This window comes from Ruegeria sp. SATB045, assembly GCF_059613525.1.
In genome coordinates this window covers 19,255-37,533 of the sequence record NZ_JBXWSR010000034.1, presented here as the reverse complement: position 1 = coordinate 37,533, position 18,279 = coordinate 19,255, and the positions used below count along the sequence as shown (strand labels likewise).

Sequence of the window (18,279 nt, the reverse complement as noted above, 5' to 3'; positions counted from 1 at the left end):
AGGCAGAGGCGCATCATGAAACTGTCACGGCGTATTAAGCAATTGACCAGAGGCGACGGCGACGGGTGGGACGTATTCTACCGCGCCCGACGAATGATAACCGAAGGCCTTGCGGTTACCGAACTGACCATTGGGGAACATGATATCCGCACAGACCCGTCAATTCTGCGTGCGATGAATCTGTCCGCCCGACAAGGCCATACGGGATACGCATTGGTGCCCGGTACGGATCTGCTGCGCGATACAGTAGCTGCGCGCGTTCAAACGCGAACCGGTGTTCCCACCACACGTAACAACGTATTGATTACACCCGGTGGTCAATCGGCTCTGTTCGCGGCCCATATGGCGGTTTGCGATCCGGGTGATGTTGGCCTGTACCTGGACCCGTACTATGCCACCTACCCTGGAACGATCCGCGGCGCCGGCGCCATCGACCGGGCGGTTCAAACCACAGCCAAGGCAGCCTTTCAGCCAGACCCCCAGCAGATCGAAGCCGCCTCTGACGGTGCGGTTTCGTTGCTCATCAATACGCCCAACAACCCTACCGGGGTCGTGTATTCCCGCCAGACCCTCGAGGGCCTGGCCGATGTCTGCCGTAAACGCGACCTGTGGCTGATTTCCGACGAAGTTTACGACACGCAGGTTTGGGATGGAGCGCACATCTCACCCCGCAGCCTGCCTGATATGGCGGACCGCACTTTGGTTGTTGGCTCAATGTCCAAATCGCATGCCATGACGGGCTCTCGATGCGGGTGGGTCGTCGGGCCAGAAAAAGTGATCTCTTATCTGATCACATTGGCCACACACACGACCTACGGCGTACCCGGCTTCGTTCAGGACGCGGCCCATTTTGCGTTGACCGCCGGAGATGACCTTGAAAACAGCATCGCGGCTCCGTTCCGCCGCAGACGGACGCTGGCGCTCGAAATTCTGAGCGAGCAGACCATGGTCGGCTTAGTGCCCGCGCAAGGCGCGATGTACCTGATGCTGGACGTGCGTGCGACCGGCCTCAGCGGTTTAGAGTTCGCAAATGCACTGCTGGATAAGCGTCGAATCGCGGTGATGCCTGGTGAGAGTTTTGGCACTGCTGCTAAAGGACATATTCGCGTGGCCATGACAATCGAGGACGTGCGCTTTGCGTCTGCTTTGAAAACCATATGTGATTTCGCGAAAGAGTTGGCTGACCAGAGTGCAGCAGAGTAGCCGTGGTCAGAACCGAAAGGTCGTTCTCAAATTGAAAACGTTGGAATCGAGGCCGCCTTCGGAACGGGTCACGTCGTCAAAATTCTGTCTTAAAGCCTCACCACTGATGACAAATCTATCGGTGACCGGATAGGCAACGCCGATTCCGTAGACCGCAGCTGTGTCATTTTCGACCGAAGAATCTACTCGTGCGGCTCCCACAACTACATACCCAAGCGCAGATCCGAAATCGTACCCGCCACGCAGTTTCACGCGGGTCATGCCGTCTAGGCTACCTTCGTTCTGGCCCAGATTCAAAGACAGCCGATTATACTCAAGCTCACCTCCCAGAACGAAATTCCCAAAATCGTGGTCATACCCGACATGAGGACCGAAGCTAGAATCACTACCGCTTGCGCCGTTCCGGCCATCTGCATCTGCATAACCAAAGCTGAATCCTGCATAAGCCCCGCTCCAATCCTCGGCAAAAGCCGAGATGGTGCCGGTCAGTGTCATCGCGACAATGATGGGCAGCAGATGGTTCATTAGACTACAAAAGCCTTTCATCAAAACATTCGAGTATTCTTTTCAGAGTGCCATACAACTGGAAGCCAATCGTTAAAAATCAATTGAGATCACGAATTGCTGCTAAATAAGTGACCGAAGTATAACAGATTTCCGGATCAAACGGGTAATTTCTTTACCTAAGGTAATCTATGTGCCGAAAAACTCAGGTTTGTTTCGCTTTTGGTCATCGAAGTCGCAAACAGAACAGAATGAGGCGACCCGACTTGGAACACTGCATGCCACAAGGTGAGGAGCCTCATGCACAGTGACGTTTGGAAGATCCGGCTGATCAGCCGCACCATCGGTGCGGATCGTGGTCGCGCGGCCCGAGGGCGACCAGTCCGGGATTGAACCGCCCTTAGACCACTCGCAACTCACCAATCGGACTTTGATATGAACGACCAATCCCGTACCTCCTCTCGCAGCGGCGGCCGTGCCGCACGTCGCGCGGCCCGTGCCTCGGCCCTTCCCGACCACTTGCGCCCCGTTCGCCCTGGCCTTGAAGGCGGAACACTGAAACCGCTCACCCCTCGGCAGGTTGAACAGATACACGAGGCCGCGCTGACCGCGCTTGAAACGATCGGGCTTGCGGACGCGCCGCAAAGCGGGATTGACTATCTGGTCGGCGCTGGATGCACCTTGGGCGACGACGGGCGCATTCGCTTTCCGCGGGCGCTGGTCGAAGACACGATTGCCAATGCCAATCGTTCCGTGACCCTGCACAGCCGTGATGGGCAGATGGATCTCGATCTGTCGGGCACGCGCGTCCACTATGGCACCGCGGGCGCTGCTGTCAGCATGGTCGACGTCCATGGTCGGGAGTATCGGGACTCGACCGTTCAAGACCTGCACGATGCAGCGCGGATTTGTCAGCAACTGGATAATATCCATTTCGTTCAACGCCCTATGGTGTGTCGCGACATCACGGACAACATGGAGATGGACCTGAACACCGTGTATGCCGCCTGTTCTGGCACGTTCAAACACATCGGCACGTCGTTCACAGAGCCCAGCCATGTCGCCCCAGCGGTTGAGATGTTGCACATGATCGCGGGCGGAGAGGATAAGTGGCGCGAGCGACCATTTGTATCGAACTCGAACTGTTTCGTTGTTCCTCCGATGAAATTCGCCACCGAAAGTTGCGAAGTGATGGAGGAGTGTATCAAGGCTGGAATGCCTGTACTAATGTTGTCCGCAGGTATGGCCGGTGCGACGGCCCCCTCGACCATCGCGGGCGCAATTACACAGGCCACCGCCGAATGCCTGGCCGGACTGGTTTATGTAAATGCCGTAAGCCCAGGCGCACCTGCAGTTTTTGGCACCTGGCCCTTTGGGTTGGACCTGCGAACCGGCGCTATGTCCATAGGCTCGGGCGAGCAAGCCCTACTGACTGCCGGGTGCGGACAAATGCACCAGTTCTATGATCTTCCCGGCGGCGCGGCGGCCGGCGCATCGGACTCGAAAATGCCAGATATGCAGGCCGGCTGGGAGCAGATGTGCTCGAATGTCATGGCGGGATTGGCTGGCGTGAATATGGTGTACGAGGCCGCTGGAATGCACGCCTCATTGCTGGGTTTTTGTTTTGAAAGCCTGATCCTAGGGGATGACATTATAGGACAGGCGCAGCGCTGTGTTCGTGGGATCGAAGTCACGGATGAAACGCTGGCGCTCGACCAGATCGCCGAAGTCTGCATGGGCGGCCCGGGCCATTACCTCGGCACCGATGCAACGCTAAGCCGAATGCAAGCGGATTACGTGTATCCGACTTATGGCGACCGCACGTCTCCCAAAGAATGGGCCGAATTGGACAAGCCTGATCTGATCGCCAAGGCCACGGCCCGGAAAGAGGAAATCTTGTCCACGCCGTCACCCGCACGGTTCGATCCCATGCTGGACGCGGCCCTTCGCGAGAAATTCAACATTCACTTGCCAACGTAAGTGTATGAAAAAAAGGGGGCCGAGGCCCCCTTTAAGTTTCGCCATCCAGGCTCATATCGTTGACCGCCCGGTGTTTTTTTGCCTGCGGCCTGGACTGCGCATGGGACGAGCGCACCCGTCCCGTGAGAGAGTGGGAAAGAGCAATATTCCGCCCCACCCTGTTCCCGGCCGACACGGGCATGTCGGCCGAGTGGAAAAAGGCATCGTCGGTAAGTCTCGGCGCCTTCTTCCGTATTCGTCGGGACCGGGCATTCGGGGGAAAGCCCAGGTCCCTACACCCCGCCTGACGGGGCGTTTGCCTTAGCTACACCCGCTGGTCGCACCGCAGGTGTTGCATTTCATGCAGGTGCCGTTGCGCACCAGCGTGTAGTTTCCGCATTCACCACAGGGATCACCCTCGTACCCTTGCATCTTGGCTTTGGTGCGGGCGTCCATACCGGTCGCCACTGCGGTTTCAGCAGGGGCTTCGAACACGGCGGCAGGTTCCGCCATCCCGGTCGCATCTGCTTGCGGTGTGAACACGGCCAGATCCTGCGGCAACCGCTTGCGCAGATACCCGGTCGAGCTGATTTGCTTCAACACTTCCAAGGACTTGGAAGCCGCTGTTTCACTGACCTCGGATACGTTTGAGACGCCCTCTTCCTCGCCCCGGCCGATATCGTCAAAGGTCGCGCCTTCGGGCTTCACATGGGCCAAATCAGTGCGGTCCAGATAGCTGACGGCCAGCTCGCGGAAGATGTAGTCTAGGATCGACGTCGCGTTCTTGATCGAGTCGTTGCCCTGCACCATCCCCGCCGGTTCGAACTTGGTGAAGGTAAAGGCGTCCACGAACTCTTCCAGCGGAACGCCGTATTGCAGGCCGACCGAGACCGCGATGGCAAAGTTGTTCATCATGGCCCGGAAGCCAGCGCCTTCCTTGTGCATGTCGATGAAAATTTCGCCCAGCGAACCGTCCGAGTATTCACCCGTCCGCAGATAGACCTTGTGGCCGCCCACGATGGCTTTCTGAGTATAACCCTTCCGACGCTCGGGCATCTTTTCGCGGTGCGAGCGGACGATCTCCTTGACGACGACCTTCTCGATGACCTTCTCGGCCAGCACGGCAGCTTTTTCGGCCGGTGTGCCGCTTTCCAGAACCTCGGCGGCCTCATCATCATCCTCAACCAATGCAGCGGCCAGAGGCTGAGACAGTTTCGAGCCGTCGCGGTACAGCGCGTTCGCCTTCACACCCAGCGACCACGACAACTCATATGCCTTCTGACAGTCTTCGATGGTCGCGTCGTTCGGCATGTTGATCGTCTTCGAGATCGCACCCGAGATGAAGCTCTGCGCTGCCGCCATCATGGTGATGTGGCTGTCAACCCCAAGGAAACGCTTACCTTTCTTGCCGCACGGGTTGGCGCAATCAAAGATGGAATAGTGTTCCTCTTTCAAGTGCGGCGCGCCTTCCAAAGTCATGGTTCCGCAGACGTGATCATTCGCCGCCTCGATATCCGCGCGGGTGAAACCCAAGTGACGCAGAAGGTCGAAAGTCGGGTCATTCAGCTTGGTGGCCGGGATGCCCAGAACGCCGGTGCAGAAATCCTCGCCCAGCGTCCACTGGTTGAAGACGAAGCGGATATCAAAGGCGCTTTCCAGCGCAGCGTCCACTTTCGCCAGTTCGTTCGGACCAAAGCCGTGGCCGGTCAAAGAGGTGTGATTAATCCCCGGCGCGTTGCCGATGGTGCCATGACCAACCGCGTAGCCCACGATCTCTTCGATCTGAGACGAGGAATAACCCAGCTTCTCCAGCGCCGAAGGCACCGAGCGGTTAATGATCTTGAAGTAACCGCCACCGGCCAGCTTCTTGAACTTGACCAGAGCAAAGTCCGGCTCGATCCCGGTGGTGTCGCAATCCATCACCAGACCGATGGTGCCGGTCGGCGCGATCACGGTCGCCTGCGCATTGCGGTACCCGTTCTTTTCGCCAAGGCTTAGTGCCTCATCCCAGGCTGACATGGCCAAGTCGATCAAACGCTTGTCCGGGCAATTGCCGTGGTCCAGAGGTACCGGCTTCACTGCCAGCTTCTCATAGCCCTCCGTGACACCCTGCGACGCGCGGCGGTGGTTGCGGATGACACGCAGCATGTGGTCCGCGTTGCGCTCATAGCCCTTGAACGCACCCAGCTCACCGGCAATTTCCGCCGAAGTCGCATAGGCCACACCAGTCATGATCGCGGTAAGCGCGCCGCAGATCGCACGACCCTCATCCGAGTCATAGCTGTAGCCCATGTTCATCAACAGACCGCCGATATTCGCGTAGCCCAGACCCAAGGTACGGAAATCGTAAGACAGTTGCGCGATTTCCTTCGACGGGAACTGCGCCATCGTCACCGAGATTTCCAGCGTCAGGGTCCACAGGCGCGAAGCGTGCATATAGTCCGCCGCCTGGAACTCACCATCCTTCAGGAAGGTCAGCAGGTTCATCGACGCAAGGTTACAAGCCGTGTCATCAAGGAACATGTATTCCGAGCACGGGTTCGATCCGCGAATCTCGCCGTCTTCCGGGCATGTGTGCCACTCGTTAACCGTGTCGTGGAACTGGATACCCGGATCGGCACAGGCCCATGCGGCATGGCCGACTTTCTCCCACAGATCGCGCGCCTTAACGGTCTTGGCGACCTTGCCATCAGTCCGGTTGATCAATTCCCAATCGGCGTCTTTCTCAACGGCGGTCAGGAACGCGTTGGTCACGCGGATCGAGTTGTTGGAGTTCTGGCCCGAGACTGAACTATAAGCTTCCGAGTCCCAGTCCGTATCATAGGTAGGGAATTCGATACTGTCGTGACCCTGCCGTGCGTAATCCAGTACGCGCTTAATATAAGTCTCGGGGATCGCGACCTTTTTGGCCTCGCGCACAGCGGTTTTCAGGCTGTCATTCTTGTTCGGATCATAAGCGTCATCGGCGGCACCGTCCCAGCTGCGGATGGCCTCGAAAATGCCGTTCAGCATCTTCTCGTGCATCTTCGATCCGGCAACGATCGAGGCCACCTTCTGCTCTTCGATCACCTTCCATTCGATGAATTGCTCGATATCGGGATGATCTGCATCGACGATTACCATCTTTGCTGCTCGACGGGTTGTTCCGCCTGATTTGATCGCGCCAGCGGCGCGGTCGCCGATCTTGAGAAAGCCCATCAGGCCCGAAGACTTGCCGCCACCCGACAGCGCTTCGCCCTCTGCACGCAGATGGCTGAAGTTGGTCCCGGTTCCCGAGCCATATTTAAACAGGCGCGCCTCGCGCACCCACAGATCCATAATGCCGCCTTCGTTGACCAGATCATCATCGACAGACTGGATGAAGCACGCGTGCGGCTGCGGATGTTCGTAAGCGGATTTCGACTTGGTCAGTTTGCCGGTTTTATAGTCGACATAGTGGTGACCCTGCGCAGGACCGTCGATACCGTAAGCCCATTGAAGGCCCGTATTGAACCACTGTGGCGAGTTCGGCGCGGCGCGTTGGGTCGCCAGCATATAGCGCATCTCGTCAAAGTAGGCGCGTGCGTCTTCCTCGGTCGAGAAATAGCCACCCTTCCAGCCCCAATAAGCCCAGGCACCAGCCAGTCGGTCAAACACCTGTTTCGAAGACGTTTCTCCGTCGAATTCTGCACCCTCGGCCGGGACCGAGCGCCACAGGAATTCGGGCACGTCTTTTTCCTTAACTTTCTTCAGCTTGGTAGGCACACCGGCTTTGCGGAAGTATTTCTGAGCGATGACGTCACTGGCCACCTGACTCCAGCTTGACGGCACTTCGATATCTTCCAGCCGGAAGACTATCGTGCCATCAGGATTCCGAATCTCAGACGTTGCGGACACAAAGTCCAAATCCGCGTAGGCATCTTGTCCCGATTTAGTGAATTTCCTGTCAATCTGCATGTCCGCCGCCCTAGATTCAATCAACTTGTCCCTTAGTGATTGACCCCCAAATCAAGGATCGCCCACCTGCCAAAAAATTCGGGCGCAACGAACCCTGCGCTACCCGCGGCAGCGCAAACCCGTCCAAACGGCTGCACGTTACTATTATGTGCTTTCCGACCCTCGCCCTGTGCCCAACACCGGTTTTTCTACCAGATTTAGTGGCACCACATTCGGCCCATACAATCTGACGTATTCAGCCATAGATCGTCAACGTCATTTTTCCGTCATTTTTGAAATCTTTTTTGTTGACCGGATTGTAACGCCTTCGTGAAACGAGGTGTTTCCCGATTCCTCCACAAGTTCATCCACCGGTATTGGTCAGCCGCCGACTAAATCTAACGCGCAATTAACTGTGATTTCCGGCACAGTTATCGGCATTTGATAAACCTACGTTAAGGTATTTAAACTGAAACAGAATCAGCACGGCCCATATCGGACAAGCACATCCGGGCATACCGCGACAAACGACAGATCGAGGATACAGGAATTGATACCGAGGCTTGGAATCCTATCCCTAATGGGCCTGATCGTGGCGTGCACAGCACAAGATGTGCCCACTCCAACCCGCAGCGCGCAGTTTCAAGACTATCCAAAGCGTCTGTTCGATACGTTTGAAGTCAGCTGTAGCGGTCCAGGAGAGCAGTTCGAACGGGTCGGGAATCAAGTGTTTGAATGCACCGAGCTTTTGCCTCCGGACACGACTGCTTATCTGATTCTCAACTACGAGGGATATCCGCAGGACTTGCCTCAAAGTGTCATGCGCCTGACATCGACCAAAAACACTGCTGGTTATCGGATCGATGCCGAGGTGTTTTTTAATGTCCCCCAAAGGACAGGCCCGCCTGTGCAGGTGCCAGTCGAAAGCAAGACTCTGGATAAAGCGCTAAGTGCGCTCTACCAGGCAATGGGTGGATCACCAACATTGTAAGAAGAAGTGGTCGGGGCGGCAGGATTCGAACCTACGACCCCCTGTACCCAAAACAGGTGCGCTACCAGACTGCGCCACGCCCCGGACCGTGCGCCTTCCTAAACGCGCTGTTCTGATTTGAAAAGCCCTAACAGGGCCAAATTGCAGGACCTTGTGAAAAAACTTCGTGCCGCATCTGAGTTCCGGGCGTGATCAGGTAACGTTCGGCCAGCCCTGCATTGATTTCCAAGACCGCATAGACCGAATCTCCCCCCTCAATCGGAGTCAGGTCGCCAGGAATGGCGTTGCTGTGGACATGTACGACCGACCCACTGCGATCCAAAAAAATCATATCCAATGGAATCAGCGTGTTTTTCATCCAGAACGCGACGGGCTGAGGCGGATCGAAAATAAACATCATCCCTGCCCGTTGGGGCAAAGACTCGCGGAACATAAGACCCTGCGCTCTTTCCTGAGGGCTTACAGCCAGCTCGATATCGAAACTGACCTGGGATTTGTCATTTTTTAGTGTGACCCGGTCCGGGCTGCATGCGGCAAACGCTGAACTCGTCCAAAGAACTGCAATAGTCGTCAGAACCGCCAGCCGCCCTTTCATGGTGATTCAGTCGTCCAGCGCCGCTTCCCAGGCCATGACCTGAGCCGCCATACGTCCGCGTTTTCCATCAATGACACGCATCGCAAGCGCTTCTCCGGGTTGAAGGTCGGCCAAACCTGACCGACGCAATACCTCGATATGCAGAAACACATCCTCACCGCGACCAAAGACGTTGGCAAACCCGAATCCCTTGCCTTTGTCGAACCATTTTACCCGTGCCGCCTCAAGTGGGGCTTGGGCGATCTCAACCGGGTCAAGTTCCGCGAAGTCCGCCAACAACATCGAGTCGGCTCGCGCAGGCGGATCAACGCTAATCACTTCAACTGCCTGAACACCCCGATCCGTGCGATGCGTCATGATCTCGATCCCGGCGCCATCAGCCACCGAACTTTGACCGAAATTGCGCAACACGTTCACATGCAACAGAATATCAGGACCGCCTTCGTCAGACACAACGAACCCGTAACCTTTGGCGGGGTCGAACCATTTTACGTGCCCGCGAACGCGGTACATGTTGTTCAGATCTTCTGGCACGGTGTTTCCATCGCGAGTTTTTTCAATTTGTTAAGGGTCCGATGTGTATGGGATTGGCACACAAATTCAAGCCGAAAAAACCCTTTGATCTCTGAGTGTTGCATTTCACGATACGTGAAAGTCATGGATTCAACCTTTGCACTTGCCACCCAGAGCCCGCTTGATCGCGCCGCCATTGGAACCTGTCATGCAGCCGAAACGCACCGTCGGCCCAGAATTCTATTTCGTTTGGTTCCAGCCTATATCCGCCCCAAAACGGCGGACGCGGAGGGTTCGGACCCAGTTTTGCCGTAACTTTTGCAACTTCGGCCATCAAGGCCGATCGGCTGCTCAGGGGGCGTGACTGTTTCGAAGCCCAGGCCCCAAGACGACTTTTGAGTGAGCGGGACGCATAGTACTCGTCAGCCTGCGGCCCGGTTTCACGCGTAATTGTACCACGAACTCGGATTTGACGCCGCAAAGATTTCCAATGCATCACGAAAGCTGCCTTGCCAGCGCTGTCCAGCTCTGCTGCCTTTGCACTTTCATAGTTTGTATAAAACACAAACGCATCCCGCTCGATCTCTTTGAGAAGGACCATCCGCACATTGGGCAACCCTTCAGAGTCTACGGTCGCCAAGGCAATCGCATTAGGATCATTTGGTTCACTGCCCTTGGCGTCCTCCAGCCACCGAGTCGCGATTTCAAACGGATCGGTGCCAGCAAAAATGCCGTCTCTTTCACTCATTTCCATCCCCTGGAAACTCTTGTTAACCACACTACGGCCAGAACCCGCCACGAGCAAGAGCACACGGCCTTGATGCAGGCCATCCGATGGCATAAACCATCCAGACATAATGCGAAGGACAGGCGGAGAACCGAACATGTCAAATCAGTTGATGGCCGGCAAGCGCGGCCTCATCATGGGACTGGCCAATGACAAATCAATCGCATGGGGGATTGCCCGCGCATTGTCCGACGCGGGGGCCGATCTTGCATTCTCATATCAGGGGGACGCGCTGAAGAAACGAGTTGACCCTCTGGCCGCTCAGCTTGGTAGTGAGATTGTGCTGCCTTGCGACGTCAGTGACGAAGAGTCGATTGACGCGCTGTTTGCGGCGCTTGAAGAAAAGTGGGGCAAATTAGACTTTGTCGTCCACGCCATTGGCTTTTCGGACAAGAACGAGCTTCGTGGTCGGTACGTGGATACGTCTCGTGCCAACTTCAAACTCACCATGGACGTTTCGGTCTATTCTTTCACAGCGGTGATGCAACGCGCCGAGAAGATGATGACCGACGGCGGCAGCGCGATCACGCTGACGTATTACGGGGCCGAGCAGGTCATGCCGCATTATAACGTCATGGGTGTGGCCAAGGCGGCACTGGAAGCGTCGGTCAAGTACCTTGCCGAAGATCTGGGCAAAGACGGTATCCGCGTCAACGCAATCTCGGCCGGCCCGATCAAGACGCTGGCCGCCAGCGGCATCGGCGATTTCCGCTATATCATGAAGTGGAACGAGTATAACTCGCCCCTGCGTCGCAATGTCTCCATCGACGATGTTGGCAATTCGGCCTTGTACCTGTTGTCCGACCTCAGCAGTGGCGTGACCGGTGAAAACCTGCACGTGGATTCGGGCTATCATATTGTCGGTATGAAGGCCGTCGATGCACCAGACGTTGAGAAGGGTTAACACCGATGAGCGCCAAAGACCGCCTACCCCACGAAAAAGGCTTTCATATCAGTTGGGATCAGATTCACCGTGATTCCCGTGCTTTAGCCTGGCGTCTGGACGGGCAAGGCCCCGATGACGGCGCGTGGCGCGCTGTGGTCGCAATCACCCGCGGCGGCATGGCGCCTGCTATGATCGTCAGCCGCGAGCTTGATATACGCACCGTCGATACAATCAGTGTTCGCTCCTACCACCATCAGGAACAAGGCGAGGCGGAGGTTTTGAAAGCCCCCGATGCTCAGTTGATGGGCGATGGTACCGGCGTGCTGATCGTTGACGATCTGGTCGACAGTGGAAAAACGCTGGAATTGGTGCGTGCGATGTACCCCAACGCACATTTTGCCACCGTTTACGCTAAGCCCAAGGGCCGCCCGATGGTGGATACATTCATCACCGAGGTCAGCCAAGATACCTGGATCTTCTTTCCTTGGGATATGGCCCTACAATATGTCGAGCCATATCGAGGCACGGACTGATCCGTAGCCTTTTCCGCCGAAAATACTTGGGAATGCGAGGCAACGCCTCGCAAACAGCAGCCACGCCATGACACAGACCCGCACCAGCGCCACTTTTCCTCCTCCGGTGATGGAGGCGCGTCGCTGGCTTGAAGGCGTGGACTTCCCCGAAAACCGCCCCCTGATCAATGTCAGCCAAGCGGCCCCTGTTGACCCGCCGCCACTGGCCTTGCGTCAGGCAATGGCGGATTTCGCGGTCAATACAGATGCAGCGCATTTGTATGGCCCCGTTCTGGGTAATCCTGACCTGCGCGAGGCGCTGGCTACACAAATCAGCCAGCACTATGACGCCGAAGTACAACCATCCCAGGTGGCGATCACCTCGGGGTGCAATCAGGCTTTCGCCGCGGCGATCTCGGCGCTGACTGATGAAGGGGATGAGGTTATCCTGCCAACCCCATGGTATTTCAATCATAAAATGTGGCTTGATATGGCCGGAGTGACGGCGGTCGACTTGCAAACCAATGACGACCTTCTGCCTGACCCCGACGCCGCCCGGGCGCTGATCACGGATCGAACCCGCGCAATATCATTGGTTACTCCGAACAACCCCGGCGGTGTGGAATATCCATCCGATCTGGTCCAAGCCTTTTACGATCTCGCCCGCGAAACCGGCATCCGGCTGCTGGTCGACGAAACATACCGCGACTTCGACAGCCGCAGCGGTCCGCCGCATCGCCTGTTCAGCCAGGCCGACTGGGATCAAACGCTGGTTCACCTGTATTCCTTTTCCAAGGCCTATCGGCTGACCGGCCACCGCGTCGGTGCAATCGCGACAAGCCCCGACCTTTTGGCCGAAATCGAAAAGTTTCTGGATACAGTCGCCATCTGCCCTGGCCAGATGGGGCAGTTTGCGGCGCTCTGGGGGATGCAAAACCTGTCCCAGTGGGTTGCGGGCGAGCGGGATGAGATCCTTGATCGCCGTGTCGCTATCCAAGAGATGCTGCCGCGCCTGACCTCAAAAGGCTGGCGCCTGCTGGGGCTGGGCGCGTATTTTGCCTATCTCGAACACCCGTTCGACATGCCTTCGGACGTATTGGCGCAAAAACTGGTTTCCGAGGCAGGCATTCTGTTGCTGCCGGGAACGATGTTCATGCCCGACACAGACCCGGCTGGAAAGCAGCAAGTCCGAGTGGCTTTTGCCAACCTGGACCGCGCCGGACTGGCGCAATTGTTCGACCGGCTCGAAGCGTTGACCTTCTGAGCTTGCCCCTCGGCGGCGCGCATCGTATTCAGGGCCGCAACCGACAGGGCAGACCTTTGCCACAAAACAAGAGGGCACCATGGCCGCAGGCGTAAAAAAGCTATCGAAGACCTTTGTCTGGATCCTCATGGGCCTTTTGATGTTGGGGCTCGCAGGGTTTGGCGCAACCAGCTTGTCCGGCACAGTGCGCACAGTCGCACAGGTCGGGAACGAAAGCGTCTCGGTCGATGAATATGTCCGCGAGCTGCAACGCGAAATCCGCGCCGTGGAACAACAGACCGGTCAGCCGCTGCAGATCGCGCAGGCACATGAATTCGGGTTGGATCAGTTGGCACTGTCGCGTCTGACGGCGCTGGCGTCGCTGGACAATGAAGTTGGGCTGCTGGGCATCTCGATCGGGGACGCAAACCTGCAACAGGAAATTGTCGCAATCCCGGCCTTTCAGGGGATCGACGGGAACTTTGACCGCGACGCCTATGAATTCCAACTGGATCAGGTAGGAATGTCCGATGCCGAATTCGAATCCGACCTGCGCAAAGAGTCGGCTCGAACCATCGTTCAGGGCGCGGTCATGGGGGGTATCGAAATGCCCGAAACCCTGACGGATGCGATGATGAACTTTGTTGGCGCGCGGCGCAGCTTTACAGTGGCAACGCTGGGTCCGGACGCACTGGCAGCGCCGATTGCAGCGCCGACAGACGCGCAAATTCAATCATATTACGATGAAAACGGGGATCTGTTCACCCTGCCCCGCACCAAGAAGCTGACATATGCGATCCTTTCTCCGGAGATGTTGCTGGACAGTGTAGACGTTGACGAAGACTCGGTCCGCCGTCTGTATGACCAGCGCGCTGGCGAATACCTGCAGCCCGAACGCCGTCTTGTCGAACGCCTGCCCTTTGCGGATGAAGCCGCCGCCGAAGCGGCCAAAGCGCAGCTTGAGGTTGGTGGAACAACCTTCGAGCAATTGGTGCGTGAGCGCGAGCTTGAACTGAGCGATGTTGATTTAGGCGACGTCACCCGCGACGATCTGGGGGACGCAGCTGACGGGGTCTTTGCTGCCGATCTGGACGCCGTGGTTGGCCCGCTTCCGTCCTCTCTGGGGCCGGCTCTGTTCCGCGTCAATGGATCGCTGGCTGAAAACAACACCTCATTCGAAGACGCCGCCCCAGCCCTGCGCGAAGAGCTGGCCGCAGATCGCGCGCGTCGCCAGATTGAGGCGCAAGCCGAAGACATCAACGACCTGCTGGCAGGTGGTGCCACGCTTGAAGAGCTGGTCGGCAAAACCGAGATGGAACTGGGTCAGATCGACTGGACCACGCAAAGCGAGGACGGGGTGGCGGCCTATGACGGGTTCCGCACTGCCGCACAAGCCGTGAACGAGGGCGATTTCCCCGAGGTCGCGTTCCTGGAAGACGGCTCGATCTTTGCGATGCGCTTGAACGAAGTGTTACCTCGCCGCCCCGAACCGCTGGACAGCGCGCGCGACCGTGTAATCGCCGCATGGACTCAGGCCGAGACGAACAAGGCGCTGGAGGAGCAAGCCGCAACTGTCCTTGAGCAGCTTGAGGGCGATGGCGATTTCACCGCAACGGGTTTGCCATTCCGGGTCGAGAACGCCCTGACGCGTACAGCATTCCTTGAAGATGTTCCTGCCGATTTCATGGTTCAGGTGTTTGAAATGGAGCCCGGCGAACTGCGTGTTGTTTCCGGTGAGGGTACTGCTCTGATCGTCCGTCTGGAAGAGCTGCTGCCGCCAGATGAAACAGACGAACTGCGGCAAGCCCGAGAGGCCCTTGCTGCGCAGTTGGACCAGGCGTTGGCACAGAATATTTTCGACGCTTTTGTCCGCGATGCGCAGGTTCGTGCCCGACCAACCGTGGACCAGCGTGCCCTGAATGCCGTTCAGGCGAGCTATTAAAAGAGACCGATATGGCCCTTACCCCTGAGTTTGACAGTTTCGCCCGCGCCTACGAGGCTGGCGAAAATCAGGTAGTCTATACGCGCCTTGCGGCTGATCTGGATACGCCCGTTTCCCTGATGCTCAAGCTAACGGGCGCGCAAAAAGACGCGTTCATGCTGGAATCGGTTACCGGCGGAGAGGTACGCGGGCGCTATTCGATCATTGGTATGAAACCGGATCTGATCTGGCGCTGCCAGGGCGACGTGTCCGAGCTGAACCGGTCGGCGCGTTTCGACCCCGAGGCGTTCCAGCCTCAGGATGGAAACCCGATGGATAATTTGCGGGCACTGCTTGCTGATAGTCGGATCGCTCTGCCCGATGATCTGCCTCAGGCGGCCGCCGGGCTGTTTGGTTATCTGGGTTATGACATGGTGCGCCTGGTCGAGTATCTTCCAGACGTGAACCCTGACCCTCTGGAGCTACCAGATGCGGTGATGTTGCGTCCTTCGGTCGTGGCCGTTCTGGACGGCGTCAAAGGTGAGGTGACAGTTGTTTCCCCCGCATGGGTCAGTGAAGGTCAGTCCGCCAAAGCGGCTTATGCCCAAGCGGCCGAGCGCGTGATGGATGCCGTTCGCGATCTGGAACGCGCCATGCCCGCCGAAACCCGCGATCTGGGCGACGCGTCCGAAGTGGCCGCGCCTGTCTCGAACTTCACCAAGTCGGGCTATATGGAAGCAGTCGAGAAAGCCAAAGACTATATCCGCGCAGGCGATATCTTTCAGGTGGTTCCGGCCCAACGTTGGACGCAGGATTTTCCGCTGCCGCCTTTTGCACTGTATCGGTCATTGCGCCGCACGAACCCGTCGCCCTTCATGTTCTACTTCAACTTTGGCGGCTTTCAGGTTGTGGGCGCCAGCCCCGAGATTCTGGTGCGTGTCTTTGGCAATGAGGTCACGATCCGCCCCATTGCAGGCACCCGTCCCCGTGGCGCGACCCCCGAGGAAGACAAGGCGAACGAGGCCGATCTGCTGGCCGACAAGAAAGAACTGGCCGAGCATCTCATGTTGCTGGATCTGGGCCGCAATGACACGGGCCGCGTGGCCAAGATCGGCACCGTGCGACCTACCGAAGAATTCATCATCGAACGCTACAGCCACGTGATGCACATTGTGTCGAACGTGGTCGGCGAACTGGCCGAAGATAAAGACGCGCTGGATGCGTTCTTTGCCGGGATGCCTGCAGGCACGGTTTCAGGCGCGCCCAAGGTCCGCGCGATGGAGATCATTGACGAATTGGAGCCGGAAAAGCGCGGTGTCTATGGCGGCGGGGTCGGATATTTCAGCGCGGGTGGAGACATGGATATGTGTATCGCCCTGCGCACAGCGATTGTGAAAGATCACAAGCTGTATATTCAGGCCGGTGGCGGTGTTGTCTATGACAGCGACCCCGAGGCGGAATTTATGGAGACAGTGCACAAATCCAATGCCATCCGACGCGCGGCTGCTGATGCTGCGCGCTTTACGGGACCGGGTAACAGCTGATCAAACGGCTGGCCAAACCGGCCAGCCACACGGGCTTATTGGACGGCTTGTTTCATGACGGCGGAAATCGGTGCCATGGCCACACGCCCTCCCCGGTCTTCCAGGGCCCAGACAAGCAAGGCCGAGATGGTGTCAGGGCGCAACCGTCCCAGCATGACAACCGTCCCCTCCTGCCCGGCCCGGAAAGCGGCCTGATCCAGAAAGCGGCGCATGATCTTTGGGTCCTGACGTGCGCCGTCTATGTCTCGGAAAATCACGCTGGACGGCGTCCCATTGCGGGCAGCCAGCTTCTGAACCGTGTTGAGACCGTTGTCCTGGGTGATCAAGCCACGGCCTGTCCCGGCAGCAATAGCGGCAACCTGATCAGCCAGCTTGCGATTGCCCTGAATGCCTGTCTCGACCCCTTCGAGAATACCGACCGTTTCTGGCAAGGTCTGCAACCATACGGCCATTGACACTTCGGCATCCTGCGCACTGGCGGTTTTAGGAAGATCCGCCACCGCAAGAACCTCGAAACCTGCAGAGCGATGTCTAGCCATCTTTTCGGCAGCGTCGGGGTCGGAGGGGCTGACGGCAAAGCTGATCGGGTACGGGAAATCCTGCAACGCTTCGGCACCATAAGCGCCTTCGTCGTCAATCAGGATAATTGACATCAGCGGTTTGGCGTCGGGGTTATCGAATTTGGCCGCATAGGCTTCGATCGGTTTTCCCGGCACCGCAGTCTGACCTGATCCGTCCTGATCAGCCGGAGCGTTGTCTCGTTCGGTCAGCGGGACAACGCGCCGACCAACCGTTGATCCCCCCGCGCCGTTTTGGTCGCCACCGATCTGTGGAACGGCTGCAATGCGCGGCAGACGGCGGTTGAGGTCCGTTTCATCACCCTCGACCGCGATGGGATTTTCTTCAGGTAAATCTTCCTTCGGCTCGAGCGCGGCAATTTCCGGCAAAGGCTCTGCTTCTGTACTTTCCGGTTCAAAGTCAGGGGCCGGTTCCAACTCGGCAGCCTGGGATTGGTCTGGTTCCGGCTCGACAGACTCAGGCTGGGGCTGTTCGACAGGTACTTCTAGTGCAGCGACTTCCGGGGCTGGAGGGGCTGGAGGGGCTGGGGGCTCCTCGATCAACTCGGGCTGCCCTTCGGCAATAGGCGTATCTGGCAAAACTGCAGGCGCTTGCGGCTGAACAGGTGCCTCACTCGTCACTGCCACCTCATCAGGCTCGACGACGGCTGCCTCTTCGACAACGGGCGCGGATTCGTTGACCTGCGGCTGATCATCCGGAGCCTCTTCAATTTCCGAAAGCCCTGCCAGCGTATCTGTTTGTTGATCGGTTGATTCAGGCTCTGTCGCGGGCAAAGTGACCAAATCGGCATCTGCAATGGCTTCGGGCTTGTCTGCCTCGACCTCGGGTACTTCGCTTGGTGCAGGTTCGGGTGCAACATCCGCAACAACGGGTTTGCGCGACAGAGGCGTGGTTAGAGACAACGCCGCTCCCAACAGCATTACCACGACCGCACCTGCGATCATCCCTCCTAGAAATCCGCCCATTCTAATTGCCTTTCGACTAATTCCTGCTTCGATTGCCTGCGTCGTCTTCTGCGACACTCACCCGTAAGCGCGTATGGAACCGGATGTCCTCTTGACGCTGCCTCGCAAGCCTGAGCATGTATGTCCCGACATTATATCGCGGCTCGGGGCTGTATCGCCAGT

At 57.6% G+C, this 18,279-nt stretch carries 14 protein-coding genes and 1 tRNA gene; 8 read left to right on the top strand and 7 right to left on the bottom strand.

Annotated elements, in window-relative coordinates:
* Positions 1-15 precede the first annotated feature (15 nt).
* Complete coding sequence (locus tag AC2FNR_RS18115) at positions 16-1,203, top strand: pyridoxal phosphate-dependent aminotransferase (protein ID WP_496850541.1); 1,188 nt, start codon at positions 16-18, stop codon at positions 1,201-1,203.
* A 6-nt stretch (positions 1,204-1,209) separates the two neighbouring features.
* Here the strand turns inward: AC2FNR_RS18115 and AC2FNR_RS18110 are convergent, their stop codons facing one another.
* Entirely contained in the window at positions 1,210-1,728 is a 519-nt protein-coding gene (locus AC2FNR_RS18110) for an outer membrane protein (protein WP_480865619.1), read from the bottom strand.
* A gap of 414 nt (positions 1,729-2,142) precedes the next feature.
* Here AC2FNR_RS18110 and AC2FNR_RS18105 point away from each other — a divergent pair, with 414 nt between their 5' ends.
* On the top strand, positions 2,143-3,687 hold the full coding sequence (locus AC2FNR_RS18105; protein ID WP_496850539.1) for a trimethylamine methyltransferase family protein: 1,545 nt from the start codon (positions 2,143-2,145) through the stop codon (positions 3,685-3,687).
* A 300-nt stretch (positions 3,688-3,987) separates the two neighbouring features.
* Here AC2FNR_RS18105 and AC2FNR_RS18100 read toward each other — a convergent pair whose 3' ends face one another.
* Entirely contained in the window at positions 3,988-7,602 is a 3,615-nt protein-coding gene (locus AC2FNR_RS18100; RefSeq protein ID WP_496850537.1) for a vitamin B12-dependent ribonucleotide reductase, read from the bottom strand.
* A 559-nt stretch (positions 7,603-8,161) separates the two neighbouring features.
* Between AC2FNR_RS18100 and AC2FNR_RS18095 the strand changes: the two genes are divergently transcribed.
* Entirely contained in the window at positions 8,162-8,572 is a 411-nt protein-coding gene (locus tag AC2FNR_RS18095) for a hypothetical protein (RefSeq protein ID WP_353389949.1), read from the top strand.
* Positions 8,573-8,579: 7 nt separating this feature from the next.
* Here the strand turns inward: AC2FNR_RS18095 and AC2FNR_RS18090 are convergent.
* The 4 genes from AC2FNR_RS18090 to pdxH all read right to left on the bottom strand — a co-directional run bounded on the left by AC2FNR_RS18090 (position 8,580) and on the right by pdxH (position 10,428).
* A tRNA-Pro gene (locus tag AC2FNR_RS18090) sits at positions 8,580-8,656 on the bottom strand.
* A gap of 43 nt (positions 8,657-8,699) precedes the next feature.
* Positions 8,700-9,167, bottom strand: coding sequence for a DUF192 domain-containing protein (locus AC2FNR_RS18085; RefSeq protein WP_480865622.1), 468 nt, complete (start codon positions 9,165-9,167; stop codon positions 8,700-8,702).
* Positions 9,168-9,173: 6 nt separating this feature from the next.
* Positions 9,174-9,680 carry a cold-shock protein gene (locus AC2FNR_RS18080; RefSeq protein WP_174821856.1) on the bottom strand — a complete coding sequence of 169 codons (507 nt, stop codon included), beginning with the start codon at positions 9,678-9,680 and terminating at the stop codon, positions 9,174-9,176.
* Between the two features lie 142 nt (positions 9,681-9,822).
* Complete coding sequence (gene pdxH / locus AC2FNR_RS18075) at positions 9,823-10,428, bottom strand: pyridoxamine 5'-phosphate oxidase (protein ID WP_170354283.1); 606 nt, start codon at positions 10,426-10,428, stop codon at positions 9,823-9,825.
* Positions 10,429-10,564: 136 nt separating this feature from the next.
* Between pdxH and fabI the strand changes: the two genes are divergently transcribed.
* The 5 genes from fabI (at position 10,565) to trpE (ending at position 16,573) form a co-directional block, all read left to right on the top strand.
* Entirely contained in the window at positions 10,565-11,371 is an 807-nt protein-coding gene (gene fabI, locus AC2FNR_RS18070; RefSeq protein WP_170354284.1) for an enoyl-ACP reductase FabI, read from the top strand.
* Positions 11,372-11,376: 5 nt separating this feature from the next.
* On the top strand, positions 11,377-11,886 hold the full coding sequence (gene gpt, locus AC2FNR_RS18065; RefSeq protein WP_170354285.1) for a xanthine phosphoribosyltransferase: 510 nt from the start codon (positions 11,377-11,379) through the stop codon (positions 11,884-11,886).
* Positions 11,887-11,953: 67 nt separating this feature from the next.
* Positions 11,954-13,129, top strand: coding sequence for an aminotransferase (locus tag AC2FNR_RS18060; RefSeq protein WP_170752938.1), 1,176 nt, complete (start codon positions 11,954-11,956; stop codon positions 13,127-13,129).
* 79 nt (positions 13,130-13,208) lie between these two features.
* Positions 13,209-15,050 carry a peptidyl-prolyl cis-trans isomerase gene (locus AC2FNR_RS18055; RefSeq protein WP_496850534.1) on the top strand — a complete coding sequence of 614 codons (1,842 nt, stop codon included), beginning with the start codon at positions 13,209-13,211 and terminating at the stop codon, positions 15,048-15,050.
* 11 nt (positions 15,051-15,061) lie between these two features.
* Positions 15,062-16,573 carry an anthranilate synthase component I gene (gene trpE / locus AC2FNR_RS18050; protein ID WP_496850532.1) on the top strand — a complete coding sequence of 504 codons (1,512 nt, stop codon included), beginning with the start codon at positions 15,062-15,064 and terminating at the stop codon, positions 16,571-16,573.
* Positions 16,574-16,608: 35 nt separating this feature from the next.
* Here the strand turns inward: trpE and AC2FNR_RS18045 are convergent, their stop codons facing one another.
* Positions 16,609-18,117: a divergent polysaccharide deacetylase family protein gene (locus AC2FNR_RS18045; RefSeq protein WP_496850530.1), complete on the bottom strand. Its 1,509-nt coding sequence runs from the start codon at positions 18,115-18,117 to the stop codon at positions 16,609-16,611.
* Positions 18,118-18,279: the final 162 nt, after the last annotated feature.

Excerpts from the sequence above, each read along its gene's own strand:
- AC2FNR_RS18115 (WP_496850541.1), top strand. The coding sequence starts at position 16 with ATGAAACTGTCACGGCGTATTAAGCAATTGACCAGAGGCGACGGCGAC.
- AC2FNR_RS18110 (WP_480865619.1), bottom strand. The coding sequence starts at position 1,728 with ATGAACCATCTGCTGCCCATCATTGTCGCGATGACACTGACCGGCACC.
- AC2FNR_RS18105 (WP_496850539.1), top strand. The coding sequence starts at position 2,143 with ATGAACGACCAATCCCGTACCTCCTCTCGCAGCGGCGGCCGTGCCGCA.
- AC2FNR_RS18100 (WP_496850537.1), bottom strand. The coding sequence starts at position 7,602 with ATGCAGATTGACAGGAAATTCACTAAATCGGGACAAGATGCCTACGCG.
- AC2FNR_RS18095 (WP_353389949.1), top strand. The coding sequence starts at position 8,162 with ATGGGCCTGATCGTGGCGTGCACAGCACAAGATGTGCCCACTCCAACC.
- AC2FNR_RS18085 (WP_480865622.1), bottom strand. The coding sequence starts at position 9,167 with ATGAAAGGGCGGCTGGCGGTTCTGACGACTATTGCAGTTCTTTGGACG.
- AC2FNR_RS18080 (WP_174821856.1), bottom strand. The coding sequence starts at position 9,680 with ATGTACCGCGTTCGCGGGCACGTAAAATGGTTCGACCCCGCCAAAGGT.
- pdxH (WP_170354283.1), bottom strand. The coding sequence starts at position 10,428 with ATGAGTGAAAGAGACGGCATTTTTGCTGGCACCGATCCGTTTGAAATC.
- fabI (WP_170354284.1), top strand. The coding sequence starts at position 10,565 with ATGTCAAATCAGTTGATGGCCGGCAAGCGCGGCCTCATCATGGGACTG.
- gpt (WP_170354285.1), top strand. The coding sequence starts at position 11,377 with ATGAGCGCCAAAGACCGCCTACCCCACGAAAAAGGCTTTCATATCAGT.
- AC2FNR_RS18060 (WP_170752938.1), top strand. The coding sequence starts at position 11,954 with ATGACACAGACCCGCACCAGCGCCACTTTTCCTCCTCCGGTGATGGAG.
- AC2FNR_RS18055 (WP_496850534.1), top strand. The coding sequence starts at position 13,209 with ATGGCCGCAGGCGTAAAAAAGCTATCGAAGACCTTTGTCTGGATCCTC.
- trpE (WP_496850532.1), top strand. The coding sequence starts at position 15,062 with ATGGCCCTTACCCCTGAGTTTGACAGTTTCGCCCGCGCCTACGAGGCT.
- AC2FNR_RS18045 (WP_496850530.1), bottom strand. The coding sequence starts at position 18,117 with ATGGGCGGATTTCTAGGAGGGATGATCGCAGGTGCGGTCGTGGTAATG.